Here is a 25,098-nt window from a genome sequence, read left to right on the forward strand (position 1 = left end):
ATACCTTTTTTAACTCCATTCTGAATTTTCCAATAAAAAAGAGAGGGACGGACCTCCAAGTTGGAGGTCCGTCCCTCTAGTGTTAAACGACTTCTTCATAAATGGGCTCTGCTTTTTTGAGCCTTTCTACTTTCTCTTCTTCTCCTGTTTTTGCATTGACGAATATTCTATAGGTATCTTTACCCAGCATACCCATGAATTCATAGCAAAGCACTTCTTCGTTAAGGTCGTTCACGATCACTGCCTGGCGCTCTTCCATTATCTTCAGGTTGGGGTTCGTCGTTTCTTTCGCCTCTGCCTTTGTAATGGACGCTTTAGGGATTTCTCTTTCATGATTATTCTTTAAGTATTCTTCAGCAGCAAATCCGACAATCTGTCCATTATCCAGCGCTACTTTTATTTTGACTGAATCAGGATAAATCCTCACTCCGTCCAGGACCGTCACGTATGTGAAAATACCGATGTTATCATATTGTGCACTCTCAAAAAGTTCAAGCTTCTGGAAGTTATTTTCCTTCAGGAAAGCCGTCGCTTTTTCAGCTGCTTTGTTCAAGCTGATCTTTGGTTCCTTGATTTTACGGTTATTGATATACCAGATCGGATACCCGCCTTTTTGGGTGATATCCATGCTCGCTTCGGTGTTACCATTTCCGATTGATACACTATAGAATTTGTAATCGGCACCCTTCCCACTTTTTGAAACTTTTGCATCTTTTGATTTAGGGATACCGGAATATCTTCTCAATATCTTGACTGCTTCCTCTTTGGAAATTTCTTTCCCTTTTAACTTCTTAAAGTTCTGATCTTTTTTCTCCGTGTTGACGAAGGTAGTCGTGCCAAAGTTCGCCTCATCATATCCGGTTACATTTTTCTCAACAGTCTTGAATCCATCGATTATGGTATTATCTGCCTGTTCATCCCCTGAAGCCAAAGCCATTTCCACATCCATCCATCGCAAATTGTTTTCCATGACAAGATGCTGGACTTGACGTAACTGATTTTGAATATCGGCACTTTGTTTATACAGATTTTCCAATGACTTATATTCCTTATCCGTCAATGGATTTTTATCTAAATCCCTTACAGCTACACGATAGCTGAAGTCACCGATATTACTCAGGAATTCTTCCGTCTTATTAAATGGCAGCAGCGTCAAAGGAAGCTGACCTACGTCACTGTGAGCCTGTGACGTCAATCTCCACACATCGGCTAGTGCCGGTGATAGTGACTTCCGTGAATTCATGGCAAGAGTGGAACCGATTTGATCATGAAGCAGGTCCACCTGGTAAGTCAATTCATGAAATGCTCTTTGATAATTATTTTCCGCATTGATCAGTATCGCATTTTTCTCCTGGTGTTCCTGGTATCCCCAGAAAGCGGTACCTGCAACACCGAGGACGAGTACCGTAATTAAAATGATACGTAGCAATTCCCTTCACCTCTTTAACTACAGAATATGTGTTTTCCAATTTTCTTGATTTGGGGACGGGACCAAATCCACTTGCTTGTTGCCGTCGCTGGATTAAAGTAATACAGGGCACTTGATGACGGATCCCAACCGTTAATGGCATCCAACACCGCTTCTTTTGCTCTTTCATTAGGGGTTAACCAGATTTGTCCGTCAGCTACGGCTGTGAACGCACCTGGTTCAAAGATGACCCCTGCCACGGTATTGGGAAACGCTGAGCTGTCTATCCGATTGAGAATGACTGCTGCTACAGCTACTTGTCCCTCGTATGGTTCACCACGCGATTCTCCATATACTGCGTTTGCGATCAATTGAATGTCATTCTGAGAGAAACCATTCGGTGTATTCACCGCCGTCGGCTTAGAAGGTGCCGGCTTGTTTTGAGCAGGAGCCTTTGCCCCTCCCCCACCTGTCGAACCTCCTTGTTTATCTAAATCTGTCCCGCCATAATGGCTGAAGTCATTGCCTTTTTCAATTTGATTCTTCACATATTCCTTATTGTACTTTGATGCTTTCACAAGTTTTTCTTTTGTTTTCGCACCGGCAAGGCCATCGATCGGAAGACCGAACTCATATTGAAAGTTTCGGAGCGCCCAATAGGTCCCCCATCCAAATACACCATCAATATCGCCGTTATAATATCCGATATATTGAAGTCTGGATTGAAGCTCGATTACATCCTCACCCGTTGCGCCATGCTGAATGACCTGATTCGTAAAAGCGTCTGCCTTCTCACCTTCAGAAGAAATCATAAGAAGAGAACACATAAGCACCATGACGACTGAAGTAGAAACCCATTTGAAACGACTATTCATAATGCCTTAACCTCCATATCTTCAATTAACATTAACTCTAGTTTTTGTAGAGGCTCCCATTTTATACAAGTGGAATCATTAAAATTTGAAAACAGGAAAAAGCGCCTGCACAAGTGAAGCACTTTGATAAGACACTGTAATGTCTCAGCAAAAAGGATGTAAACAAGTAAGGTTATAATGAGTGAGGGATACTTCATTAATTCAAACAGGAGGGTCATGATGGAGGATTATTTAGCGAAATCGTTGGATGAATGGAAAGAAGATATTTCAGAGGTATTGGATCAAATCAATACAGATTATGAGGAAGTAAAAAAAGAACTGAAGGTCTATTCCTATAAATACGGAATTACAAAGCAGGTCATTCAATCCACGGTGAATGAGGAAATCATTGAAAATATCAGGGAAATGTATCATAAGCCATTTGAAGAAAAGTATAGTGAATTGAAAGAATACATACGCGACTTGGATGAAAAACGTAAAGTATTTCAGATGTTTGTGAACAAAATTGATGAAGTGAAGCGGAAAGAATCCCCAAAAACTGATCTAGCTGCTGCCTATAAATAAACCGAACCCCCGCAATTAGCGGGGGTTCTTCTGATTCACTTATTCACAAACGTCTTTAAATGACTTCTTTCTTCAGTTCCCTTTTGTACTTCTTCTCTGTCAGCTGATGGGCACTCTTCACTTTCTTTAATCCCAGCCACCATAAGAAAAACATAAACGGAACCATATAGTAAACCCAGTTTTTCTCAGAAAGGAAAATATAATTGTAGGTTCCATGTAACAAGATAGGCACCGAAATGGCCAGAAAAAGCCATTTATGCCTTTCTTCTCGGGAAGAGAACTTGGCTTTCCCTAAATAATACCCCATGATGACCCCGAAAAGGGCATGACTGGATACAGGGAGTACCGCCCTCCCAAATGCGTGCTCTACGCCATTGGCGATCAAATATAAAATATTTTCCACTGTAGCAAACCCAAGGGAAACACTGGCCCCATACACGATCCCGTCATAGGGTTCGTTGAAGTCAACGTGTTGGAAGATGGCAAACATCAAAATAAACCACTTAAAAAACTCTTCGAGGAACCCGGAAGAAATGAAGGCTGTAGACCAATTGGAATCAATGATCCCTTCCACTTCCAGGACATATTGTAGAAACATAATCGGAAAGGTAATAAGGGCCCCGTACATAAACGTTTTAAACACCAATGTAATGGGTTCGGCCTCATATTGATCCCGTAAATAAAAGTAACTTAACAATGCTAATCCTGGTGCTATACCCGCTGATAAAATCACCAGCATAAAAAGTCCTCTTTTCTTTCGGTTTTCTTAATCGTATCATGTTAATGTAGGATTGGAAATAGGAATTTAAATGGTTGGAGGAATGAATAATGAAGAAAGATATTTTAGTCATACATACAGGCGGCACCATCTCGATGATGGAAGACGAACAGACCGGAGCCGTTTCACCGGGAAAAGAAAACCCGCTCTCTGTGCAAACATCCATCGTTTCAAATCTGGCGAATCTGAGTGTAGTAGAAGCATTCCATCTGCCCTCCCCTCATATTACGCCTCTGCATATGCAGCAGCTGAAAGAGACCATCGAAGAAAAGTATCAGGAAAAGCCATTTCACGGGGTCGTCATCACCCACGGAACAGATACATTGGAAGAAACAGCTTATTTCCTGGACTTGACTCTCTCCCTCCCCATCTCGATCGTGGTGACGGGGGCGATGAGATCAAGCAATGAAATCGGGGCTGACGGTTTATATAACCTGATTTCGTCTGTACGTGTAGCAGCGGACGACAAATCCATGAACAAAGGGGTTCTGGTTGTCCTGAACGATGAGATCCATTCTGCGAAAAATGTGACCAAAACCCATACGAGCAATGTATCTACTTTTCAAAGCCCACAGTATGGACCGATCGGGATCGTGACGAAAAGAGGGGTCCTCTTCCATCACCAGCCGACCTCTAACGAACACTACGAAGTGTGTGACATCTCCAAGAGGGTGACACTCATAAAAGCGTATGCAGGAATGGATTCAGGTTTACTGCGGGCGATAAAAGAGCTTCAGTACGACGGGGTCGTCATCGAAGCATTGGGACAGGGGAATCTCCCACCGGAAACCGTGATGGGCATCGAGGAACTGTTAGAAGCGAATATTCCCGTCGTTTTGGTTTCGAGATGCTTCAATGGGATCGTCCAGGACATTTACGGATATTCAGGTGGAGGAAAACAACTGAAGGAAAAAGGGGTCATCTTCTCTAACGGTCTAAATGGACAAAAAGCCAGAATCAAGCTTGTGGTCGCCCTTTCCCAAATACATGATATGAAAGAACTTGAAGCGATTTTCAAAAACTAGTAAACGACAAAAAGTAAAAAAGACGAAAGAAAGAGGCTCCTCTCTCGAGCCTCTTTGTCATTCTATTTTTTCATTTCCGTGATGGATCCTGCAATCAATCCGCCATGCAAACGACCGTTTTCTATGAAGATTTCATTGGCATTGTTTCCTGCGGCAATGACTCCCGCAATATAGACGCCGGCTACATTTGTTTCCATCGTTTCGGGATTGTGGGCCGGACGTCCTGTTTCCTTATCGATTTCTATCCCCATTTTCGTCAGGAAGCTGTGATCGGGATGATAGCCGGTCATGGCAAACACAAAATCACTCTTGACTTCTTTCTTTTCTCCATTCACGTTGTAAAGAACAGAATCCCCTGTTATTTCGTCCACACATGCCTGAAACTCCATCGTTACTTCACCGTTTCTTACTAGCGCATCAAAATTCGGGAGAATCCAGGGCTTGACACTTTTGGAATATTCACTACCCCGGTATAAAACGGTGACCCTTGCCCCCGCTTTATTCAATTCGAGTGCTGCATCAACCGCGGAGTTTTTGCCTCCTATGACCACCACATCCGTATCAAAAAAAGGATGGGCTTCTTTAAAATAGTGAAACACATTCTCTTGTTCCTCTCCCGGGATCTCCATATAATTCGGGTTATCGTAGTATCCGGTTGCGATGACGATCGACTTACTTTCGTAATGGCCCTTAGAAGTCGTCACCGTAAAGCTGTCGTCGTGCTTCTCTACTTTATAAACGGTTTCAAATCGGTTGATCCTCAGCTTTTTACGCTTCGCCACTTCGCGATAATAGACCAATGCCTGATTCCTTCTCGGCTTATGCTCTTCAATGACAAATGGTACATCGCCGATCTCAAGCTTCTCACTCGACGAAAAGAAGGTTTGATGGGTAGGATAGTGGTAAATCGCATTGACGATATTTCCTTTTTCAATGATCAAAGGATTGATTCCTTTTTCTTTGAGACTAATGGCAGCAGACAACCCGCACGGTCCTCCGCCTACAATTATGCATTCTTCCATTTTCAAATTCAGACACTCCTTCAATTCCTCTATCTGAATGATCAAGTTCATCCGTACACTTCAGATTTTTAAAAAGTCTTTACTCAGTTATTATGGAATAAGATTGCGTCCAGGTCAAAAAGGAGCCCTCGGTCTCCCGTGATCCACACTCATTATATGGGCGCCATTGAATATGATCCCAATAGAAAAAAGGGTGGGGTATCTTGTCCCCACCCTTTTAGTATGTCGCTAAATCCACCCTCTGAACCTGCAGGCTTCCGCCATTTTCCTTACCCCGACCATATAGGCTGCGAGCCTCATATCCACTCTTCTTGTTTGTGACGTTTCATACACATTATTGAAAGAATTAACTAGGATCTTTTCCAGTTTCTCTTCCACTTCTTCTTCTGTCCAGTAATACCCCTGATTGTTCTGAACCCATTCGAAGTAGGAAACCGTCACGCCACCCGAGGACGCTAACACATCCGGTACCAATAGGATACCGCGTTCTGTCAAGATCTTCGTCGCATCCAGTGTGGTCGGGCCGTTGGCAGCTTCGACGACGATGCTTGCCCTGATATTGTGGGCATTCTTATCCGTGATTTGATTTTCGATGGCAGCAGGCACTAGAATATCACAATCCAGCTCCAGCAGTTCTTCATTTGTAATCGTATTATTGAACAACTTCGTGACCGTTCCAAAGCTGTCGCGTCTGTCCAGCAGATAGTCGATGTCCAAGCCGTCCTCATCGTGCAGGCCGCCGTAGGCATCGGATATCCCGATCACCTTCGCACCGGCATCATGCATGAATTTGGCAAGGAAGCTTCCGGCATTCCCGAACCCCTGAACGACCACCCGTGCCCCTTCGAGTTTGATTCCCTTTTTCTTCGCCGCTTCATGGATACAAATTGTCACCCCTTTGGCAGTGGCCGTTTCACGGCCGTGGGATCCTCCTAGCACCAGTGGTTTACCGGTAATGAATCCTGGAGAATTGTATTCATCAATGCGACTGTATTCATCCATCATCCACGCCATGATTTGAGAGTTGGTGAAAACATCCGGTGCCGGAATATCTTTAGAAGGTCCGACAATTTGGCTGATGGCACGCACATATCCACGGCTTAATCGCTCTAACTCTCTGAATGACATATCCCGGGGATCACAGATGATTCCGCCTTTACCTCCCCCGTAGGGAAGATCGACAATTCCGCATTTCAAGCTCATCCAAATGGAAAGCGCTTTAACTTCCTTCTCCGAAACGTTTGGATGAAAGCGGATACCGCCCTTAGTCGGTCCGACCGCATCATTATGCTGGGCACGATAGCCCGTGAAAACCTTTACTTTTCCATCGTCCATCCGGACTGGTATTTTAACCGTTAACATACGAATTGGTTCTTTTAATAATTCATAAACTTCTTCTGAATACCCTAATTTATCGAGTGCAAGATGAATAACCGTTTGTGTAGATTTCAGCACATCATGCTGTTCTGAACTTTGATGATTTTCTTTCCCCTTTTCGGCTACCATGTATGTAAACCTCCCAGTATCCTTCACTGTTTAGCAGAACCTCGTCCGCTTTCATGACATAGTATACACGTTTGATTTGCACTTGCAAAGAAGGAAAATTCAATATGGGATATTTTTTTGAAAACGCTATCATTTTAGAATAAGAATTTCTAAAAAGCACCCCCAGGAGACCCTGAGAGTGCAAAAAGACGATTTTCTTATAAGATCAAACATAAAATATATATTCAAAGGGGGTAAACATACAATACAAGGATGAACGAGTCAAAAATAATGTAATATTTTTTTAATGGAATCCCTTAGTAACACAACTCGGCCATATTCCATCAGAATATGCTTTGTGATCGTCGAGTGTTGACCATATTCGGCGCAAATCGCTTCAAGGACGAAACTGTCGCCTTCAAGCAAATTCTCTATAAGTACGTAATACTTTTTTTCATAGTGAAAAATACTGCATTGAATGAGGGAATGGCTCAGCTTTCCCATCTCATTGATCCGTTTGAGAAGGTTGAGTAAGTCCTCGAAATCATTGAAATACACGAGAACATCATGATCGTTCATGGATTTCATCATTTCGGTACCTTCTTCCCAGTCGGAAAAGTCATCCTCAGACTCCAACGTGAGGATCAGACAGATTTCCTGGTCATCAAAGGATTCGATCTCCACTGTGATTTCCATTTGTGTTTCGATGCCGAACTTCCCTTGTACTTCATCTAACATGTCTTCGAACAGATCATGCCACATATAGGAATCTTTCCATTGGTCCTGTTCAAATAACCCTTTTTGTTCCAACTCTTCTACACTAATGGAAAATTTTATTTTATTGTCCGAAATTCTTTCGAGCTTCATCTTCGTACCCCCTAGAGTGTGACGATTTATCATCATACTATGTAAGGGGCAAAAAACAGTGCATGCTCTTATAATTTACTTTTGAGCCAATGTTCCCATTCGGATTTGGATTGTCCCACGATGTGTTCATCAAATTCTGCTTTTACGTCTTTGGGCAGATGATCGACGGCGAAACCGCCCATTCCGATTACGAGATCCTTCCGCTCGGTCTTTAAGGATGTAACGAGTGAAAGAAGGTTATCCACATTTTCAAACAGTGTGCACGAGAAGAATAAAAACTTTGGATCCACTTCATCCAATACGACCTCAATATCATTCTCTTTTATGCTGGATCCCAGATAGATGACTTCAAACCCCTTCCTTCGTACGTAAAGGGTGAAAATCAACAACCCTAATTCATGCCATTCTCCAGGGCCGCAGACAGCCACTACCTTGGGTAATATCCCGTTATGTGGGAAAGAATGCATGATGATACCGATACGGGACCTGAGGATGGAAGTGGCAAAGTGCTCATGGGCCGTCGTGATTTCATCATTTTCCCATAAATCACCGATCCTGACCAGGAGGCTGCCGAGAATGTCGATGACCACTTTGTCGATGGTATACACCGAAAACGACTGGTTGATCAATTCATGGGCTTTCGTTTCATCAAAACTCAATAAAGCCTTCAAGAGATCATCGGAAATCGTCTGGGTACGATCCTTCTGTTCAGAGGATGTGATTTCATTCTCTTCCAGCTCCTGTTTGTCCAGTAACGCAACGGCCTGGCTGATGGTAAAGCCTTGATCGACCTTTTCAACCAGCCATTTCAATATATTTAAATGTTGTTCGGTATACAAACGGTGCCCGGATTCATTCCGCACAGGAGCAATGATCTGGTATCTTCTCTCCCATGCCCTCAATGTTCCAGGTTGAATCCCTAAAATGGTAGACACAGCCTTAATGTTGTATTTGCCTTCCAACTTTTTATCATTGCTCATAAATAGTCCCCCAAGTATTTCTCATCTCTCTAAAATTATAACCCGAGAAACCTCATTGTGTAAAATTTGTATAGGTAATGAATAACATTTGTTCATTTTAACCTTTATCTATCATCACCAAGTGGGTTTCCGCCGGGGCACCCAGCCGCAAAGGAATAGCGGTGGTCCCGTAGCCATTGCTTACTAATAGGGTGGTCTCCGGGAGAGTTTCAAGTCTTCCTTTTTTATACATCCCCCAACCGAACAGACGAATCTGCCCCCCGTGTGTATGTCCGCTTATCATGAAGTCGATTCCGTCTTCTTTCCGAACTTGATTCACAAGTCTTGGATCATGACTGATCAAAAGGTTGAATTCATCAGGGTGTACCCCTTCAAGTGAAGCCTCATAATTTGCCCTCTGGGTACTTGCGTCATCCACCCCTATCAAGTTCAAGACACCGTTATGAACCTTTACCTTCACTGAGGAATTGACGATTTCGATGATTCCTTTTTTCTTGAATATTTGTTTTAACCTGCTCGTATTCACTTCATAATCATTATTTCCCCATATGAAATAAACGCTTCCCAACGTCAGGAGTTTGTCAAGATTTCGTTCGACCCTGGAAAAAGGCACTCCTTTTTCCAACAGGTCCCCGCCGATAATGACAAGATCCGTTTTCCCTCTCACTTCTTCAATGATTTCATTTGAAATTTCCCGTTTATGTATATCAGAAATAAAAAAAAGGGATACAGGCTTCATCTGTCGGGGATAGCGAGGCAGCTTCACCTTTTCAATCTTTACGATGTTACGTCGGGCTTCATATACCATATAAAAGAGGAGGCTTGCTCCCCCTGCCAATAAAATCATACTAATTTCAAGCATTGTGGCCTCCTTGACGGCGAAAATCTATTGAAATGATACCATAAAAAATGGCTGAACAGGAAAAAATCATGGTTTGCCATATGCCATACCCGCTCAACACGTAGATCACCGCTAAGTGAAATGGAATGAGGATCGATTCTTTATGTAGTTTTCCATTCCAAAATTGAAGGACAGAATAGAATTCAGCTTTCAGTACATTCACCTGGACCATGACCCCGATCATAAAAGCAATGGACGCAGCGAAGAACTGTACAGGATTGAGGACCATTTCCACAATGAAATCCGGATTTGTAAATCGTTCGGATGCCGGAAACCAAGTAATGAATAGATACCCTAAAAGAAACGTCATTATCAGTTTCATGAAATGATTGATCAAAAAAATCCCTCCCATAAATCTTATGAGAAGGATTTTGTTTCATACAGGGATTTATTCAATTATTCATCTTCATGGATATCGAGAATCCGGAAACCTGATTTTTCTAACTTATGAAGGAACTTATCCATATTGTCCTTCTTTTCCACCTTCAGGACAATACGACGTAATAATTTATCGGATTCATCGAATGTTACAAGGGATATCACTGATTCTGAATATTGTTGGATGATGTCACCGAGCCTTGCGATCCGCCCTTCCGTTTCTACAGAAGAGAAAGCGATGCGGACTCCCTTCTGGTCCATGCCGAATGCACTCCTGAATTGATCCAGGACGTCGAAGCGTGTAACGAGTCCCAGGAACTTATTATTTTCGGCCACCACCGGGAGGATCGGCGAATCCTTTAATTCGATCAATGCATTTTCAAATACATCCTTTTCGGTTATATATTTGTCCGAATCCGTTATGATATCACTGACCTTTTTCTCTTTGAGAAAGGATTCCTTGTCCATTCCGGAAAGGAAGAAGCTTTGATAGATATTGTAACGGGTCGCTACGCCTTTAAACTCTTCATTCGAAAGGACAGGTACCCCGTCGATTTTATGGTGTTCAAGCACCGTCAGCGTCTTTTCAACTGAATCGTTTACATCCACCACATAGCATTTGTGTTTCGGTATCATGGCATTTTTAACAAACATTTGACCACCTCATCATTAATTTCCTACATCTTAAGTATTCAACATTTCCCTTGTATTTCCCTTCATTCTAATGAATTTATATAAATTAACATGTTCCCATTCCTCCAATCATATGTTGTTACGAAGGAATTCATTTAAAGGAGGAATCGGTATGCATGAATTCTATAAAGCATATTATCCGTATATAAGTCCCTATGACCCGTGTAAGCCGATTACACGGAAGGTATATTCGACTCCCCCAAACCTGTATCTTGGGTTTCAACCACCAAATTTAGAACAATATACCCCTAAAGAGGCATTGCAGAAAGGGACACTGTGGAAAGTATTTTATGATCCGTATTATAGTCCCTACGAAAAAGCGAAGGGAGAGTGATCCCATATGAAACAGCTTCCCGCCCATTATTATGAAGTGTTGGAAGAACTGCAGGCGGTCGATTTCGTCATTGTCGACCTCACTCTGTACCTTGATACCCACCCGGAAGATCATGAGGCCATCTCACAGTACAATATGTATGTCAAAACCCGAAAACAAATTAAAAAGAAATTTGAAAAGGAATTCGGCCCACTGACCCATTTTGGGTACAGCTACTCCAATTACCCGTGGGATTGGAAGGAAGCCCCCTGGCCATGGCAAGTGTGAGGGATGTGCATGTCTGTTAAAGCCACTCCCAGTGCTTCCCTTTAAGCACTGGGTTCTCATTTACTGCCATGGAACAGATTGATATCCCATTCTTTCTTCATCTTATCGTATACATGATGCCTCTTTTTCCACGCTTCTTCTTTCCATAAATCTTTACTGCGATCGATGATTTCGCATCTTAATGCATGAAATTCTTTTTCTTTCTTTTCCTTCTTTTCATATAGTATTTTGGCAGCTCCGAATAGCACAACCAAAAAAAGGACCATGAATAAATGAATGGAATCTGATACAAAGCTTGAGAACATGGCGGCAAATGAGTATGAATAAGGGTCCAACACGAACTTCGTCAAATAATATAGAAAAAAGAAGGACGCAAACATTGCCCCCCATAATATATAGAGGTGAAGGGCCTTCGCCCTATCAAATTTTTGTTTCTTCTCAATCAGGTTATAGAGCATTTGCTCCGTTGCCTGATCTGTCCACTCCCCAAATTCCTTTCCTCCACGGTCCATCCTTATCCACTCCTCCCCTCCTTAAAGCATATGAGCATGTCCAGGGAGATAGAATCAGCACATGAAAAAGGATCCCCTTTTGAGGATCCCTTTTGACTATTTTTTCATCCATACCGCTGCGTTTGGCTATGGAAGGAGCTCACTTCCCTTAATTCAGTTATGAGTTTTTCGAAGATAGTATCCCAGGATTGTTTTTCAGCCATCTGAAGTGCTTTTCGTTTCATGTAGATCAGCCGGCTTTCATCCAGAGATTCGATGATATGGTGGATGAAGGATTGATATCGATGAGCTTCTGCAACCCTGCCCGTATGATCATGCTCGACGATATTCGTCACGCCTCCCCTGTCTGCGACTACGGCAGGCAACCCTGATGCCAGTGCTTCCAGTACGACATTCCCAAATGTTTCAGAAGCTGAAGGGAAGACAAACAAATCGGAGGAGGCATACGTTTCTGCAAGTTCTTCCCCTGTCAGATAGCCTGTGAAGATGACATTTTCACCCTGGGTCTTATCCATTAGCTCTTTCTTTAGCGGTCCATCGCCGACGATGAGCCATTGGACTCGATCCTTCACTTCCCTTGGAAGGTGTTTGATCGTTTTTTCAAGTGTATCCAAGTCTTTCTCTGGTGCCAGCCTCCCTACGTAAAGGAGGATATATTTCTTATCAATCTTGAATTTTTCCCTAAGGGAGGAGTTTCGCTTCTTGGGTGAAAACGTCGCACAATCGACCCCTCTCCCCCATATGGACAGGTCGGTAAAGCCCTGATTCACCAGATGCATCCTCGTTTCTTCAGAAGGGACGAGGATGCGGTCGGCATGTGAATAAAACCACTTCATATATTTCCATAATAATGGGGCTGCCCACATCATTTTGTAATAATTCAAGTAAACATCAAAATGGGTATGATAAGAAGCCACAAGGGGGAGGTCCAATTTCTTTGCTCCACGGATTCCATAAAGCCCCATCGTCAGTGGCGTGGTAACATGAATCAATGTGGGAGAGAAATCCATTAGCTGCTTTCGGATTGTTTTTGGATTTACTATGGCCGTCCGGCATTCAGGATAAAGAAAGAATGGGAAACTCGTGAATGAGTGCACATTAGGATAATTCTCCCCTTTATGCTGAAGATCAGGTGTGAACACTTTGTATTCAATCCTTCTCTTATCATAATGATCCGTCAGTTTTTTTAACGTCCTTGCCACTCCGTTTACCTGCGGATAAAACGTATCAGTAAAAAGCGCCACTCTCATTACCCTTCCCCCTTTTTGGTTTGCATGCAATCTTAGCTTTCCGTTAGCTTCTTTAGATAAACAAGATAACCATCATTGTCGTGGCAAATGCCAGAAACGCACCTGCCAATACGTCTGAAGGATAATGGACACCCAGGACGACTCTTGAATACCCAACGAGCCAGCTCAACGGGAACAGAACGAGCATCGTGATCGGGTAGTGGATCATAAAAGGGATGGTGATGGAGAAAATAGCCGTTGAATGGCCCGAAGGAAATGAGTGATCCTTGAATGGATAGCCATGAATGATCGCCCCCGGTAATGTCATATATGGACGGATTCTTTTGACCCCTTTTTTCAGCAACATCATCAGGATATGGCTGATGATCAGGGAGACAGCAGCCGCAATGACCGTATCCATGAGCCAACTATAATACTGACCCAGGAAGAATAAGATGAAGATGGATCCCACACTGAACCTCGCTCCTCCCAAGTGAGTTACATATCCAAAGAATGAACGATAAAGCTCCTTACTGCCATTGATCCTATAAAACAACTTATCATCTGCATGACGAAAGCGCGTCAGCATATTGTCCATTCCATCAACCCCTTCTCGATACTGATATGTCAGTTTCATTATATTTTCGGTATGTAATGCTTCTACTAATTCCATGTAAATTCTCATTGCGATTGTTGCAAATGAATGTAAATCACCAACAAAAAAAACACCCGCCCCATATTCTGGGGAGGGTGCTTTATTGATCTAACGGAATTTCCAACACTTGGCCTGTCTGAATGTCTGTATCCTGAATTTTATTCCATTCTTTGATCCGGTCAACGCCTGATGGGGAATGGTAGTAATTCATGGCGATCCGATACAAGGTTTCCTGTGGTTTAACCGTATGATACACAATCTTGACCTTTGGCTCTTCTTTCTCTATTTCTTTTGGTTCTTCTTTTATCTGTTCCTGCGGCTTTTCTTCCACTGTTTCTTTAGGCGGCGGTGCCGAGGCTTGTTGATTCTTCTCACCAGTAGTGGAAGCGGACTCTTTCGATGTTGCATTTTCCTTGTCCGTTTCAGGAGGATCCTCTTCCTTTTGAGGGGCGACGGCAGCCTCAGCCTCACTATCTTCTTGTTCATCCTCAGATTGGTCATAACGGACTTCAACCACGTCATCTATATCTTCGGACATGACGACGAGGGGACCATTTCTGTGATCGAGATAAGAATAAATGCCAAAAACGGTCAAAGGCAATAAAATAAAAAATAAGAGCAGCATACTGATCAATGGGTACTTCATTTTCCATTTGTTCTTTTTATGTTTCTCTCTATGCAGCTCACTTCTTGGGGGAAGGGGCTCCCTTTTTTTGACGGGTGTTTCCTCAGGGACTCGTTCAATTTTTATCTTCCGTTTCGCTGCCTGATCTCGATATGGGTCTTTACTCATGTGACATCCCTTCTTTACTTCTTTGTCTTCCATTCTTACGCATATGTAACCCCAGTAAAAAATCGATGACAAAGTGCATGATGATCGTAACCAATAAATTATCTGTGAATTCATAAATGAAACCGATCCAAAAGCTGAGCAATACGATATTGATGATTAAAAACCAGTGAGCCCAGTACCTGAAATGAATGAGAGCGAAAATAATGCTTGAAATGATCAGTCCAAAGTGAAATTGAAGGACACCCCTGAATAAAACCTCTTCACTTACACTGATAAACATCGCTAAAAGAGCGATTTCCCCCATGCTTCTATTTGTGAATATCTGTGCATTGACCCCGCCATCGTCGTAATATTTAGCAGGCAACACCTTCATCAGGAGGATATCGATCAGGACGATCAGGAGACCGCTCGACATCCCGACCGTAAAGATGGCAGGGGAAAACCTGATTTGATTCAAGAATTCGGACGTTGTGTCAAATAAAAATATACCTAACACACAGGCGATCGTTAATAGTAAAAATTGAGTAAAATACAAATGGAAAGTTAATTGCTTTTTGGAAAGCTGTTGAATGATTTCCCCTTGTTTCTTCATTGATACCACTTATCCTAATAATAAATTTTCTAACCTTTTCTCCCAGTTCGCAGTGCCGGTTTCTTGTATATTTAACGCGAATGGCTCAGTCTTGAAATCATCGAGTGAATCACCGCATCGATCACAACAATATGGGTTATCGACATTCTTTTTTTCATTGAAATAATGGAGAAGCTTCTCCCGTCTGCACGTAACGGCCTGAAGCCAGTTGATCATTGAGTACAGATTGTCCTTCTTGTATTGTAAACGATTGTTCCGGATTTGTTTCACTTTTTCTAGTAATCTATCTTGATCAATTGGCATGTCCCGGGTCAACTCCTCTGTATAATACAACAGGAATCGATACTGCACCTCTGTAAGTTGAAGCTGTTCGATTAACTCCTTTGACTGTCCCTTTCTGCCCTCTTCGATAAACCTCTGAATTTGATCATCTTGGGGCAACTCACTTTCGATGAACTGAAGGGGCAAGGAAAGATCCTGTTCTGAGTATAGCACGACAGATACACTACTTTCTCCATCGCGGCCCGCCCTTCCAATTTCCTGTAAAAACGCTTCGATGCTGGAGGGGAAATGAAAATGAATGACGAAACGGATATTTTCTTTATTCACTCCCATTCCAAACGCCGAGGTTGCACAGATCATTCTAAGCTTCCCGGAAAGGAATTGCTGCTGAATCAAGATCCGGTCCTCCTGCTCCATCCCACCATGGTAGTGTGCCACTCCTGACACACCGTTCTCTGACAGCCAGAGAGCAATATCTTCAGCCATACGTTTACTTGAGAAATACACTACTCCCGGACCGTCCCACGCTCTCACACATTCTAACAACGTGTTCAGCTTTTCGTTTGGTCCGGACACCCTCTTAACAAATAATCCAATATTCCCACGATCGACTGAATAGACCATTTCAACAGCATGATCCATTTGAAGCACCTTCTTGATGTCTTCCCTGACTTCCTCCGTCGCCGTTGCCGTCAATGCCAGGGTGGTCGGATTGTGGAGCAGCTTCTTCAGTTCCCCGAGCTTTAGATAATCCGGCCTGAAATCAGGTCCCCACTGAGATATACAGTGTGCTTCATCGATTACATACAGGGAAATATCCAAAGATTGCAGGGAGGATATGACCCCTCGATTCATTAACATTTCAGGGGAAATGAAGATGAACTTATACAGATGTAATCGTTCCAAAGCCTCTCTTCTTTCCATATAGGGCAAAAAAGAATTCAGTGCGATGACCCGCTTTTCCCCCATCACTTTCATCTGCTCCACTTGATCCTGCATTAAAGAGAGCAGGGGAGAAATGATCAACACGTGCCCATCCATCAGATAACCGGGCAGCTGATAACACAGTGACTTCCCTGTCCCAGTCGGGAGCATAGCAACTGTGTCCCGTTTATTCAGCACGGAATGGATGATTTCTTCCTGTCCTTCCCTAAAGGAAGAGTAACCGAATCTTTCTTTAAGTTCTTGTTGCAGATTCACTTGTTTCACCTGCCTTTGCGATAGCCACCCGGATTTGAAAATAGCTCAAATGAGGGAGCTTTTCTTTAATGGGCTTAAGTCTTTTCGTCTGCGCTTCCTCCATCACCTTCAGTACGTTTACGTATTCTTCCCTGGTAATGAAGGGATCAATGCCCAAACCTTCTTCTGTTAAGATCAACTCGATGACATGGTCCTCGATGGTATTGAGTTTCAATTTACGGATCCGGGCGATTTCTTCAAGGGAATGCCCCCTCTTATACAAGTCGTAGGTCTTGCTGGTCGATAAGGTCAGGTTCTGTCGGTGATCACTTTTCAAGCCCATGGAATATAATAACGGAAAGCCTTTAGGATCCTTTTCTATTTCTGTCAACATACCGTGAAGCAAATTAAGGAATCGGAAGCGGCACTCCTCAAGATCCATGTCCAATTGCTCTGCCACCTGAAATTCCGTCCAGCCATAGTCCTTATATCCAGTTAATCGATACACCAATAAAGATGGATCACTTTCCTGGACATTCAGCAGGGTGGACAGCTCTTTGAACAAGAGGGACGAGAGATTGTCACAGTTTGGATTGGCCCTGATACAATTCTTGACCCATTCCTGTATATGTCTGTTCCGCTGAACCGGGTAATAGAGGAATTCCTGTCGTTTCGCATTGGAAAGGACCTGAACCAGGAGGCTTAACCTCATCCAGAATAGACGGGCTTTATCACCATGGATGAGACCGTTCATTTCTGAAGGGAAGGTCTCATCAAGAAAATACTGTTTCACGGCTTTAGAACCCTCGGATGACACTATGGCATTATCATTTTCACCAACGGTCATCCATCCGGCCTCTTCCAGTTCCCTTACCTTTTGATTGAAATACGGCCGCTTCAACTTAGGTAAAGAAAGGAAAAAAGGCTGCAGATGAAAAATGTGTGCATCCTGAATCGATTGGGAAGATTTCTTCCCTTTTAGAATGTGAAATACAGAGTAAATGGAGCGCTCTCCATTAATGTGCATAAAACAATATAGGATCACATAATTAAGATAGGTCAATGCTCTCCTCCTTAATATGTAGGTTATTGTCAAATATTGTACCATGAAATTGGCTTTTCACCATGTTTTGTTTTTCATATATAGGATAAAAATAAAAAGAAAGCACCTAACTATTGAAAAGTCATCCAATCCTCTATAAAATAAACATTAAGTGATTTTTCACAAATTGACATTGTGTATAATGATGAATTATATAGAATTATTTATTCGGGAGGTTTTTTCTTTGCCAAAATATACGATCGTTGACAAGGATACATGCATTGCATGTGGAGCATGCGGGGCTGCCGCTCCAGATATTTACGATTATGATGATGAAGGTATTGCATTTGTAACATTAGATGATAACCAGGGGACGGTTGAAGTTCCTGACGTGTTGGAAGATGATATGATCGATGCATTCGAAGGTTGCCCGACAGATTCCATTAAAGTATCTGACGAACCATTCGACGGAGATGCACTGAAGTTTGAATAGTAAGGATGAGGGCTAAGAAGATCGATCTTCTTAGCTTTTTTTATGGATGGAATCCAATAGAAAAACCCCTCAATATGGTTGAGGGGTTCATTTTTATAATATCACTATGCCGCTTTGTTTAAGGCAACCTGTCTTGATAGCCAGCCTTGAAGGCGGACAAATAGTAAAGTAAATACGGATGTCACCAAAATCCCTTTCAGGATATTGAATGGAACGATTCCGGTAATGATGATTTCAGCAGGAAGCTCAAAGTTCATGAAGTATTTATAAGCAGGAAGGAACACAAAGTAATTCAGGATCCCCATGCTGATACTCATTACGACGGTTCCTGTGATCAGTCCGATCAACAGACCTTTTTTCGATTGAAAACGTGAATAGATGTAATATGTCGGAAGAATCAAAAGGACTCCCGCAATAAAATTGGCTGCATGACCAATCGGAACACCTGTGTCGCTTCCGGTCATGACATAATCGATCACGTTTTTAAACAGTTCGACCAATATTCCTGCAAGCGGTCCCAGTGTGACCGTCGCAATCAATGCAGGTACATCACTGAAATCAACCATGAGAAACTTTGGAAATGGTGGAATTGGGAAGTTGAATAACATTAGTACATACGATATGGCACTTAGCATACCAATTGTGACAAACATTCTCGTATTCATTTTTTTCATAACTCTCTCTCCTTTAGGAGATTCATCTCAAATCGAAGACGGTTCAAGCAAAAGGTAGCATTAAAAAACTCCCGGATAAACATATCCCGGAGAATGAAAGGCATACCCTAATAAACGTTTAGCTTCCCATTTTCTAAACGTTGTGGCCATCACCTTCATCTTCTCCCATCCAGACTATACTGTCGGCTTTGGAATCGCACCAAATCCTGCCCCAAAAGGCTCGCGGGCTTAGAAACACGTGGTTTCATCACCGCCGGTAGGGAATTTCACCCTGCCCCGAAGACGAATCTTTATTTTTTTATACATTCTCATTATACATAAAGTTGAGTGTTATGTGAAGAAAAACAGTTCGAATTCGAACTAATTATGTGTTTTCCCTTTCCCATGCTGTGTGTGACATCATCAATTCACCTTCAGCACCTGCCTGGGATAAATCGCCGATGCCGGGTTCAAGTCATTCCTCGACACCAGTTCATCCATATCGATCCTCTGCGCCTTAGAGATCGAATACAGTGTGTCCCCTTGCTTCACTACATATTGCCCTTTAGGGGAGAATGCTGGAATCATCAACCTCTGATTGACCTTTAACACGGAGCTCTTCAATTCATTTTTCTGCATGATTTCTTCAACTGACATCCCGTATTGTCTGGAAATCCCCCAAAGAGTCTCGCCTTTATGGACGATGTGCACTCCCTCGGCTACACTTTCTTCAGGAAGCGATTCCGGAGTCCCAGAGACACCTACTGCCTGGAAAGGATCCTTCTCTTTAGCAAATACCAGCTGTCCGACTTCCCCCTGACCGAATACACGATAAGGGTCGACTGCATTTTCTTTATCAATCGTCCACTCCCCTCTGTGTACTTCAAAATGGAGATGAGCCCCCGTTGATCTTCCAGTGTTCCCCAACCGTCCAAGTTGTTGACCTTGTGCCACTTCCTGATTTTCATCCACAAGCCTGCTTTGAAGATGAGCATAGACGGTTTCATATCCATTTTCATGCCTGATGAATACAACATGACCGTAGCTATCTGAAAGATAAGATTTGATCACTTTTCCTTTAGCGACAGAATATACAGGCGACCCGATGTCCCCTCCGATATCCATGCCTTTGTGAGAACCCGACCTTGTACCATATGAATCTGTTATCATACCTTCTACGGGAAATGTCCAGGACGATGTGTCACCTGACACCTTATCCAGCTCTGCGTTTGCTGCATTTTCGGTTAAGAACATCATGAATACACTTACCGTTAAAAGAAAAACGATGAAAAGCCTTTTTGCATAATCGAAAATCATGCTTGTCCTCCTTCGGTCTTATTGACAGACGTACCTTGACTTCTATATGTATTACACCATTCTAACCGTTTCCCCCTCATTACATGCATAGGCATTCTTTTTGAGATATTTTTCCTTTGTGTAGTTTGTCTGTGTATTGGGTAAATATTCGTTTTTATAGCGTATAAATAAAAAGACCAGATTCGGATCAAATCCGCTTCTGGTCTTTTCCATGATATTTAATTCACAACGCTCTTTTTATTCGGACTGATCGGTGTCTCGAGGGGCTCTGTGAAGTCAAAGCCGTTCCAGCTTTCCTGTTTGATGTTTTCAAACCGGGCACTTTCAAAGCCAGAGCTCCTGCTTGTCAGCAATATTCCTTCGATCAGCTCCTGTGCGGTTTGTTCGCCTAAAGAGGTTAAATCCAATTCGTTTAAAAAACTGATTGTGACCACCTCATTTGCTTCTGTCACGTTAAAGTTGATGTCTTTCGGGACGACACTTTGAAAAAGGCCCGTCTCTGCACTTTTCATTGCCTGGATCGACTCCTTGATCCCCCCTCTGTTTACATTATCAGGTACAAGGAAGCGGTCCTTCCCATTGGGTGAGTATAGATAGTATGCACTGTGCGTCTTTTCGTTCAGATCAATACTTGAGAATTCTCCCGTCGAACTGAATTGAGGGACCGAACCGTCCTGATTTTTCAGTACAACTTCATCTAACCCTTTGTGCTGGAATGAATATTGAAGAGAGTGATAAAAAGCGTATTCGACTGCACTGCTGCCACTGTAAGAATGATCGGGATCGAGGGTGAAGATGACCTTATTCTTGTCAAGGGACACATCTCCCTTTAAAGGCAGATAGTCTTCAAGTCCCCAGTCGGTTTCCGGCAGTTCCTCACCAATTTGCTCATGTCTTGTCAACCAGTCTTCCTGTCTCTGTTCTTCCACAATCGTTACAGGTATGGGCACTGCTTCAGGTGAAACAAGTCCAAAGGAATAGAATTCACTTCCCTTTAGATCTTCTTCATAAAGAGAAAGCCTTTTGGGGGATTCTTTTAGATCCTCCGACATCGTCAGATTGCTGTTTTCATTTGGATCAGCCTCCGTCGCAGCGACTATCTCTTCTTTACTGGATCGGGGAGGGAGTTCGCTTTCTTTCTGAAGAGAAGCGATGTCCCCTTTATTTTCTGAGCTGCCTGGTTCCGCACCCGATTCGGATTTCTCCATACTGGTATCCGTTAGTTGATTCAGAACGGTGGGAGCGAGTAAGAACATGATGAATATGGCGGCAAGTGCAGCGACTGCCGGTATGAATCGTTTAAATGAGCTTTGACTTTTCTTTTTTCTCCTTTCCATTCGTGCATGGATATAGTGAGAAGTTCGATCATCTTTGATTTGAGGAAGTTTTTTGATGAGGTCCTCGATATCACGATCTTTCCATTCTGACTGGTTCAATGTCTCTTTCCTCCTTTGGGAGCCGTTGATTCATTTCAATCCTCAACCATTTAATGGCCCTATGCTGGGTCGTTTTTACTTTGCTTTCTGACCAGCCAAGCACCTCAGAGGTTTCAGAGATTGAAAGTTCCTGTAAGTAACGCATGATGATGACCATTCGAAAGTCCGTTGTGCAGTGTTTCAAGCATTCATACAACACCTGGATTTCTTCATTGGCAACGGCGATCTCTTCGGGAAGTGCCCCGTCGTCTGTTACTTCATTGCGACTCCAATCGAATTTATCCAGAATACGGTTCTTCCAGTTTTTCTGTCTTCTGAAATGGTCGATGGCAACATTTTTCGCAATGGAAAAAAGCCATGTCTTTTCGGAGCTTTTCCCTTCGAAATTCTCATGGGATTTAAGCACCCGGATATAGACTTCCTGAGCCAGGTCTTCTGCCTGCTGTTTATTTTGTACCATGTATATGAGAAATTGAAATACATCCTGATGATAAGCAGAGTATAATTTTTCAAAAACGGAGTTCACTTTATTCCCTCCCCGTCAAATGATTAGTCGTTTACCTATGTAAAAAAGTTACACACTATCAATATAGTATTATTTAGGTGAAAAGGAAAGACCTATATTGACCTTAAAACCGCATGAAAAAAGCCAACAGGGAAATCACCCTGCTGGCCCATTTTCTCTTTTTCAACAGCCTTCTTGAAATAGAGCAAAAAATAAAGAATGTTTCCCATGTAACAAGAAAAATCGTCATGTTTCTATGGAGATGATCGATAATTGCCTAAATAGGGAGAAAGAAAGTGAAGGTTGTCCCTTGGTCGACTTTGCTTTGCACCTGAATATGCCCCTTATGGGACTCAATGATATTCTTGGCGATGGCGAGGCCGAGACCTGTTCCGGACTTTCCTCTTGTTCTTGCTTTATCTGCCTTGTAAAAGCGCTCGAATACAAAAGGAAGGTCTTCTTCGGGTATACCGGAGCCCGTGTCCCTGACATGGAACAGAAATCCACCTTTCTTTTCCGTCAGGGAAACCGTCACTTCCCCTCCCGTCGGCGTATGCCTCAGAGCATTATCGATGAGATTCGTTAATACTTGTTCAATTCGATCGGGGTCTATGAAAATCTCTTTATTCAGTTCCACATCACTTTCAAAGTAAATGGAAACCTTTTTTTCCTTGGCCAATCCGATGAACTTATTTGTCACCCTTTCCGTGAAAGGCACAACACCGATCACATCCTTGTTCAGGGTGATATGCCCGGCTTCCATGCGGGCGAGATCCAGGAGATCGTTGACGAGCCTTCCCATGCGAAGCGATTCATCATAGATGATGCGCGCAATTTCTTTCTTCTCTTCTTCGGATCCGGCAATATCATCCACGATCGCTTCACTATACCCTTGCAGCATGGAAATGGGGGTGCGAAGTTCGTGGGATACATTGGCGATGAAATCCTTGCGGAGCTTATCCAATCTCCGTTCTTCTGTCATGTCCCGAACCACCGCGACCGCTCCCCTGATGGTGTTATTATTATACAGGGGACTCACGATCACTACATAGGAACGCCCTTGCAGACTCAGTTCATCCGTCTGTTCCATTTCTGTTACGACCACACTCTGCAATAACTCCCTTACTGTCGTCGGAATGGCTTCTTCACCCTCTTCACTTTGCTCGTAATACCAGTGTTGAAGGAAACGATCAGCAGGGGGGTTTGTGATCAGGATGGTCCCGTCCCGATTAAAGGTGATGACACCATCAGCCATACTGCTGAGAATGGATGAAAGCTGTTCTTTCTCCTGACTGAGTGCGTTGATATGAAACTTCAGCTGCCTTCCCATCTGATTGAAACCAGTAGCAAGTTCACCGATTTCATCCTTTGTCAATATTGGAACCTTTGTATCGAATTTTCCCTTTGCCACTTCGAAAGCAGCCTCCCTCATTTTCCGGAGCGGAGCAGTGATACGGGTGGAGAGGAAAAAGGCAAAGATGGTCGTAAGGATGATGGCAATCCCTGCCGCAAGCAGAATCAGCTTGGTGGTTTGTCGTGTCGTATCCTTGATCACCCCTAAGGACTGATAGAGGTAAACGGCACCATCTTCCCCATTGATATGAAGGGGCGTGCCGACTACAATGACATTCTCATATCGATTAGACGACTCCTTGGACAGTTCAACCTCTTTTTTCACGGTGATTTCTTTTGATTTGACCGACTGAAGCTTGTTATCCTTCGAGATATAATGGTGGATCTTCTTTTGAAAGACCGTCGAATCCTGAGAATATAATGATTGGTTTTGATCCAAGGAAATAATGATATTGACAGGTTCATCGATGATCTCTTTCCCAAGTTCCATTCCAAGGGTCAGGTCATTATGATTCTCGATGACCCTGGCTACTTTTTCAGCCGTATTGGTCAATTCTTTCTCGACTACACCAACATGGTAATTTTGAAAGAATTCCAGCAATAAGATGGTGAGAATAAATAATACAAAGGAAACCAGGAGCAGGATGGTCACCCACAGTTTCCCTACTACACTACGCCAAAGCCTCATTCATTTGTTACCTCGAATTTATAGCCTACTCCCCATACGGTTACGATCATTTTAGCAGCCATTTCAGATACTTTGTTCAGCTTTTCCCGTAATCGTTTCACATGGGTATCCACCGTACGCAAATCACCGAAGAATTCGTAATGCCATACTTCCTTCAACAGGTGCTCACGATCAAATACCTTATCAGGAGCTTTCGCAAGGAAATAGAGGAGTTCATATTCTTTAGGAGTCAGATTGACATCGATCCCATCCGCCGACACCCGGTGGGCATCATTATCGATTGTCAGATGCGGATAAACAATCAGGTCCTTTGCTTTTGCATCTGTCTGAATGAAGCTTGACTTCGTGGAGCGTCTTAATAGTGCCTTCACCCTGAGAACTACCTCACGGGGAGAGAAAGGCTTCACGATATAGTCGTCGGTCCCGACCTCGAAACCTTGTACCCTATTCACTTCTTCACCCTTGGCAGTAAGCATGATGACGGGGGTCGCCTTGCTTTCCCGAAGGTGCTGACACACTTCGATTCCATCCATTCCAGGCATCATGATATCCAATAGAATACAATCATAGTTTTGTTCGAGGGCCATCTCTAACGCCTGTTCCCCATTTTCCGCTTCATCGATTTCATAGTTTTCCCTTTCCAAATACATCTTTAACAGTCTTCTGATTCGATCTTCATCATCAACAACCAGAATGCGAATATTTTCCTCCATGGGTACATCCCCCTTTGTATATTTACACTATATTATCCTATATTTTGTATAAAAAAAGAAGCTGACAGGAAAGAGAATT

The 25,098-nt window shown here is 43.0% G+C and carries 29 protein-coding genes and 1 riboswitch; of the genes, 5 read left to right on the forward strand and 24 right to left on the reverse strand.

Going from position 1 to position 25,098, the window contains the following annotated elements; translation table 11 throughout:
- Nucleotides 1-82: 82 nt before the first annotated feature.
- Nucleotides 83-1,429: a germination protein YpeB gene (gene ypeB / locus M1J35_RS16490; protein WP_229592353.1), complete on the reverse strand. Its 1,347-nt coding sequence runs from the start codon at nucleotides 1,427-1,429 to the stop codon at nucleotides 83-85.
- A 14-nt stretch (nucleotides 1,430-1,443) separates the two neighbouring features.
- Entirely contained in the window at nucleotides 1,444-2,244 is an 801-nt protein-coding gene (sleB, locus tag M1J35_RS16495) for a spore cortex-lytic enzyme (protein WP_371928763.1), read from the reverse strand.
- Nucleotides 2,245-2,502: 258 nt separating this feature from the next.
- Between sleB and M1J35_RS16500 the strand changes: the two genes are divergently transcribed.
- The gene (locus tag M1J35_RS16500; RefSeq protein WP_034758298.1) at nucleotides 2,503-2,847 is read left to right on the forward strand and encodes a hypothetical protein; all 345 of its coding nucleotides are present in this window, start codon (nucleotides 2,503-2,505) and stop codon (nucleotides 2,845-2,847) included.
- 55 nt (nucleotides 2,848-2,902) lie between these two features.
- Here M1J35_RS16500 and prsW read toward each other — a convergent pair whose 3' ends face one another.
- Nucleotides 2,903-3,586 (reverse strand): glutamic-type intramembrane protease PrsW, encoded by a 684-nt coding sequence (prsW, locus tag M1J35_RS16505; protein WP_034758297.1) that lies wholly within the window; start codon nucleotides 3,584-3,586, stop codon nucleotides 2,903-2,905.
- 89 nt (nucleotides 3,587-3,675) lie between these two features.
- On the opposite strand from prsW, the gene M1J35_RS16510 reads away from it, so the two are divergent.
- Nucleotides 3,676-4,650 (forward strand): asparaginase, encoded by a 975-nt coding sequence (locus tag M1J35_RS16510; protein ID WP_224519612.1) that lies wholly within the window; start codon nucleotides 3,676-3,678, stop codon nucleotides 4,648-4,650.
- 62 nt (nucleotides 4,651-4,712) lie between these two features.
- Here M1J35_RS16510 and M1J35_RS16515 read toward each other — a convergent pair whose 3' ends face one another.
- The 7 genes from M1J35_RS16515 to M1J35_RS16545 form a co-directional block, all read right to left on the reverse strand.
- Entirely contained in the window at nucleotides 4,713-5,678 is a 966-nt protein-coding gene (locus M1J35_RS16515; protein ID WP_224519611.1) for a YpdA family putative bacillithiol disulfide reductase, read from the reverse strand.
- A 222-nt stretch (nucleotides 5,679-5,900) separates the two neighbouring features.
- A complete protein-coding gene (locus M1J35_RS16520; protein WP_034758292.1) occupies nucleotides 5,901-7,178 on the reverse strand; it encodes a Glu/Leu/Phe/Val family dehydrogenase in 1,278 nt (425 codons plus the stop codon).
- Between the two features lie 261 nt (nucleotides 7,179-7,439).
- The gene (locus M1J35_RS16525; protein ID WP_034758290.1) at nucleotides 7,440-8,024 is read right to left on the reverse strand and encodes an adaptor protein MecA; all 585 of its coding nucleotides are present in this window, start codon (nucleotides 8,022-8,024) and stop codon (nucleotides 7,440-7,442) included.
- A gap of 68 nt (nucleotides 8,025-8,092) precedes the next feature.
- Nucleotides 8,093-9,004, reverse strand: a complete 912-nt coding sequence (locus M1J35_RS16530; protein ID WP_034758288.1) for a MerR family transcriptional regulator — start codon at nucleotides 9,002-9,004, stop codon at nucleotides 8,093-8,095.
- A gap of 97 nt (nucleotides 9,005-9,101) precedes the next feature.
- Complete coding sequence (locus M1J35_RS16535) at nucleotides 9,102-9,866, reverse strand: metallophosphoesterase (RefSeq protein WP_254651760.1); 765 nt, start codon at nucleotides 9,864-9,866, stop codon at nucleotides 9,102-9,104.
- On the reverse strand, nucleotides 9,859-10,227 hold the full coding sequence (locus M1J35_RS16540; RefSeq protein ID WP_254651761.1) for a hypothetical protein: 369 nt from the start codon (nucleotides 10,225-10,227) through the stop codon (nucleotides 9,859-9,861). Before M1J35_RS16540 ends, M1J35_RS16535 begins: the two co-directional genes overlap by 8 nt.
- 74 nt (nucleotides 10,228-10,301) lie before the next feature.
- Nucleotides 10,302-10,937 carry a CBS domain-containing protein gene (locus M1J35_RS16545; protein WP_034758282.1) on the reverse strand — a complete coding sequence of 212 codons (636 nt, stop codon included), beginning with the start codon at nucleotides 10,935-10,937 and terminating at the stop codon, nucleotides 10,302-10,304.
- Nucleotides 10,938-11,088: 151 nt separating this feature from the next.
- On the opposite strand from M1J35_RS16545, the gene M1J35_RS16550 reads away from it, so the two are divergent.
- Nucleotides 11,089-11,310 carry a spore coat associated protein CotJA gene (locus tag M1J35_RS16550; RefSeq protein WP_224519606.1) on the forward strand — a complete coding sequence of 74 codons (222 nt, stop codon included), beginning with the start codon at nucleotides 11,089-11,091 and terminating at the stop codon, nucleotides 11,308-11,310.
- A 6-nt stretch (nucleotides 11,311-11,316) separates the two neighbouring features.
- Entirely contained in the window at nucleotides 11,317-11,577 is a 261-nt protein-coding gene (locus M1J35_RS16555; protein ID WP_034758277.1) for a spore coat protein CotJB, read from the forward strand.
- 56 nt (nucleotides 11,578-11,633) lie between these two features.
- Here the strand turns inward: M1J35_RS16555 and M1J35_RS16560 are convergent, their stop codons facing one another.
- The 7 genes from M1J35_RS16560 to M1J35_RS16590 form a co-directional block, all read right to left on the reverse strand.
- The gene (locus M1J35_RS16560; protein ID WP_159362179.1) at nucleotides 11,634-12,089 is read right to left on the reverse strand and encodes a DUF2663 family protein; all 456 of its coding nucleotides are present in this window, start codon (nucleotides 12,087-12,089) and stop codon (nucleotides 11,634-11,636) included.
- 104 nt (nucleotides 12,090-12,193) lie between these two features.
- Nucleotides 12,194-13,339, reverse strand: coding sequence for a glycosyltransferase family 4 protein (locus M1J35_RS16565; protein ID WP_254651762.1), 1,146 nt, complete (start codon nucleotides 13,337-13,339; stop codon nucleotides 12,194-12,196).
- Between the two features lie 52 nt (nucleotides 13,340-13,391).
- Complete coding sequence (locus M1J35_RS16570; protein ID WP_254651763.1) at nucleotides 13,392-14,003, reverse strand: phosphatase PAP2 family protein; 612 nt, start codon at nucleotides 14,001-14,003, stop codon at nucleotides 13,392-13,394.
- A gap of 70 nt (nucleotides 14,004-14,073) precedes the next feature.
- Nucleotides 14,074-14,766 carry a LysM peptidoglycan-binding domain-containing protein gene (locus M1J35_RS16575; RefSeq protein WP_159362181.1) on the reverse strand — a complete coding sequence of 231 codons (693 nt, stop codon included), beginning with the start codon at nucleotides 14,764-14,766 and terminating at the stop codon, nucleotides 14,074-14,076.
- Nucleotides 14,759-15,358, reverse strand: a complete 600-nt coding sequence (locus tag M1J35_RS16580) for a CPBP family intramembrane glutamic endopeptidase (RefSeq protein ID WP_254651764.1) — start codon at nucleotides 15,356-15,358, stop codon at nucleotides 14,759-14,761. The genes M1J35_RS16575 and M1J35_RS16580 overlap by 8 nt, the downstream gene beginning before the upstream one ends.
- Nucleotides 15,359-15,367: 9 nt before the next feature.
- Nucleotides 15,368-16,840 carry a RecQ family ATP-dependent DNA helicase gene (locus tag M1J35_RS16585; RefSeq protein ID WP_254651765.1) on the reverse strand — a complete coding sequence of 491 codons (1,473 nt, stop codon included), beginning with the start codon at nucleotides 16,838-16,840 and terminating at the stop codon, nucleotides 15,368-15,370.
- Entirely contained in the window at nucleotides 16,818-17,882 is a 1,065-nt protein-coding gene (locus tag M1J35_RS16590) for a YpbB family protein (RefSeq protein WP_254651766.1), read from the reverse strand. The genes M1J35_RS16585 and M1J35_RS16590 overlap by 23 nt, the downstream gene beginning before the upstream one ends.
- Before the next feature lie 223 nt (nucleotides 17,883-18,105).
- Here M1J35_RS16590 and M1J35_RS16595 point away from each other — a divergent pair, with 223 nt between their 5' ends.
- Nucleotides 18,106-18,354: a ferredoxin gene (locus M1J35_RS16595; RefSeq protein ID WP_034758261.1), complete on the forward strand. Its 249-nt coding sequence runs from the start codon at nucleotides 18,106-18,108 to the stop codon at nucleotides 18,352-18,354.
- Nucleotides 18,355-18,458: 104 nt separating this feature from the next.
- Here the strand turns inward: M1J35_RS16595 and M1J35_RS16600 are convergent, their stop codons facing one another.
- The 7 genes from M1J35_RS16600 to M1J35_RS16630 all read right to left on the reverse strand — a co-directional run bounded on the left by M1J35_RS16600 (nucleotide 18,459) and on the right by M1J35_RS16630 (nucleotide 25,019).
- Nucleotides 18,459-19,028, reverse strand: a complete 570-nt coding sequence (locus tag M1J35_RS16600) for an ECF transporter S component (protein WP_034758259.1) — start codon at nucleotides 19,026-19,028, stop codon at nucleotides 18,459-18,461.
- A 153-nt stretch (nucleotides 19,029-19,181) separates the two neighbouring features.
- A riboswitch (FMN riboswitch) is annotated at nucleotides 19,182-19,316 on the reverse strand.
- Between the two features lie 114 nt (nucleotides 19,317-19,430).
- Complete coding sequence (locus M1J35_RS16605; RefSeq protein ID WP_254651767.1) at nucleotides 19,431-20,324, reverse strand: peptidoglycan DD-metalloendopeptidase family protein; 894 nt, start codon at nucleotides 20,322-20,324, stop codon at nucleotides 19,431-19,433.
- 51 nt (nucleotides 20,325-20,375) lie between these two features.
- Entirely contained in the window at nucleotides 20,376-20,537 is a 162-nt protein-coding gene (locus M1J35_RS16610; RefSeq protein WP_254651768.1) for a hypothetical protein, read from the reverse strand.
- Between the two features lie 5 nt (nucleotides 20,538-20,542).
- Nucleotides 20,543-21,760 carry a hypothetical protein gene (locus M1J35_RS16615; RefSeq protein WP_254651769.1) on the reverse strand — a complete coding sequence of 406 codons (1,218 nt, stop codon included), beginning with the start codon at nucleotides 21,758-21,760 and terminating at the stop codon, nucleotides 20,543-20,545.
- Nucleotides 21,732-22,286, reverse strand: a complete 555-nt coding sequence (gene sigX, locus M1J35_RS16620) for an RNA polymerase sigma factor SigX (protein ID WP_224519596.1) — start codon at nucleotides 22,284-22,286, stop codon at nucleotides 21,732-21,734. Before sigX ends, M1J35_RS16615 begins: the two co-directional genes overlap by 29 nt.
- A 256-nt stretch (nucleotides 22,287-22,542) precedes the next feature.
- A complete protein-coding gene (locus M1J35_RS16625) occupies nucleotides 22,543-24,306 on the reverse strand; it encodes an ATP-binding protein (RefSeq protein WP_254651770.1) in 1,764 nt (587 codons plus the stop codon).
- Complete coding sequence (locus M1J35_RS16630) at nucleotides 24,303-25,019, reverse strand: response regulator transcription factor (RefSeq protein WP_034758246.1); 717 nt, start codon at nucleotides 25,017-25,019, stop codon at nucleotides 24,303-24,305. The genes M1J35_RS16625 and M1J35_RS16630 overlap by 4 nt, the downstream gene beginning before the upstream one ends.
- Nucleotides 25,020-25,098: the final 79 nt, after the last annotated feature.

Source organism: Rossellomorea sp. KS-H15a (assembly GCF_024195245.1).
GTDB lineage: Bacteria > Bacillota > Bacilli > Bacillales > Bacillaceae_B > Rossellomorea > Rossellomorea vietnamensis.

Excerpts from the sequence above, each read along its gene's own strand:
- sleB (WP_371928763.1), bottom strand. The coding sequence starts at position 2,244 with ATGGTGCTTATGTGTTCTCTTCTTATGATTTCTTCTGAAGGTGAGAAG.
- M1J35_RS16500 (WP_034758298.1), top strand. The coding sequence starts at position 2,503 with ATGGAGGATTATTTAGCGAAATCGTTGGATGAATGGAAAGAAGATATT.
- prsW (WP_034758297.1), bottom strand. The coding sequence starts at position 3,586 with ATGCTGGTGATTTTATCAGCGGGTATAGCACCAGGATTAGCATTGTTA.
- M1J35_RS16510 (WP_224519612.1), top strand. The coding sequence starts at position 3,676 with ATGAAGAAAGATATTTTAGTCATACATACAGGCGGCACCATCTCGATG.
- M1J35_RS16520 (WP_034758292.1), bottom strand. The coding sequence starts at position 7,178 with ATGGTAGCCGAAAAGGGGAAAGAAAATCATCAAAGTTCAGAACAGCAT.
- M1J35_RS16525 (WP_034758290.1), bottom strand. The coding sequence starts at position 8,024 with ATGAAGCTCGAAAGAATTTCGGACAATAAAATAAAATTTTCCATTAGT.
- M1J35_RS16530 (WP_034758288.1), bottom strand. The coding sequence starts at position 9,004 with ATGAGCAATGATAAAAAGTTGGAAGGCAAATACAACATTAAGGCTGTG.
- M1J35_RS16535 (WP_254651760.1), bottom strand. The coding sequence starts at position 9,866 with ATGCTTGAAATTAGTATGATTTTATTGGCAGGGGGAGCAAGCCTCCTC.
- M1J35_RS16540 (WP_254651761.1), bottom strand. The coding sequence starts at position 10,227 with ATGAAACTGATAATGACGTTTCTTTTAGGGTATCTATTCATTACTTGG.
- M1J35_RS16545 (WP_034758282.1), bottom strand. The coding sequence starts at position 10,937 with ATGTTTGTTAAAAATGCCATGATACCGAAACACAAATGCTATGTGGTG.
- M1J35_RS16550 (WP_224519606.1), top strand. The coding sequence starts at position 11,089 with ATGCATGAATTCTATAAAGCATATTATCCGTATATAAGTCCCTATGAC.
- M1J35_RS16555 (WP_034758277.1), top strand. The coding sequence starts at position 11,317 with ATGAAACAGCTTCCCGCCCATTATTATGAAGTGTTGGAAGAACTGCAG.
- M1J35_RS16560 (WP_159362179.1), bottom strand. The coding sequence starts at position 12,089 with ATGGACCGTGGAGGAAAGGAATTTGGGGAGTGGACAGATCAGGCAACG.
- M1J35_RS16565 (WP_254651762.1), bottom strand. The coding sequence starts at position 13,339 with ATGAGAGTGGCGCTTTTTACTGATACGTTTTATCCGCAGGTAAACGGA.
- M1J35_RS16570 (WP_254651763.1), bottom strand. The coding sequence starts at position 14,003 with ATGAGAATTTACATGGAATTAGTAGAAGCATTACATACCGAAAATATA.
- M1J35_RS16575 (WP_159362181.1), bottom strand. The coding sequence starts at position 14,766 with ATGAGTAAAGACCCATATCGAGATCAGGCAGCGAAACGGAAGATAAAA.
- M1J35_RS16580 (WP_254651764.1), bottom strand. The coding sequence starts at position 15,358 with ATGAAGAAACAAGGGGAAATCATTCAACAGCTTTCCAAAAAGCAATTA.
- M1J35_RS16600 (WP_034758259.1), bottom strand. The coding sequence starts at position 19,028 with ATGAAAAAAATGAATACGAGAATGTTTGTCACAATTGGTATGCTAAGT.
- M1J35_RS16605 (WP_254651767.1), bottom strand. The coding sequence starts at position 20,324 with ATGATTTTCGATTATGCAAAAAGGCTTTTCATCGTTTTTCTTTTAACG.
- M1J35_RS16610 (WP_254651768.1), bottom strand. The coding sequence starts at position 20,537 with ATGGAAAAGACCAGAAGCGGATTTGATCCGAATCTGGTCTTTTTATTT.
- M1J35_RS16625 (WP_254651770.1), bottom strand. The coding sequence starts at position 24,306 with ATGAGGCTTTGGCGTAGTGTAGTAGGGAAACTGTGGGTGACCATCCTG.
- M1J35_RS16630 (WP_034758246.1), bottom strand. The coding sequence starts at position 25,019 with ATGGAGGAAAATATTCGCATTCTGGTTGTTGATGATGAAGATCGAATC.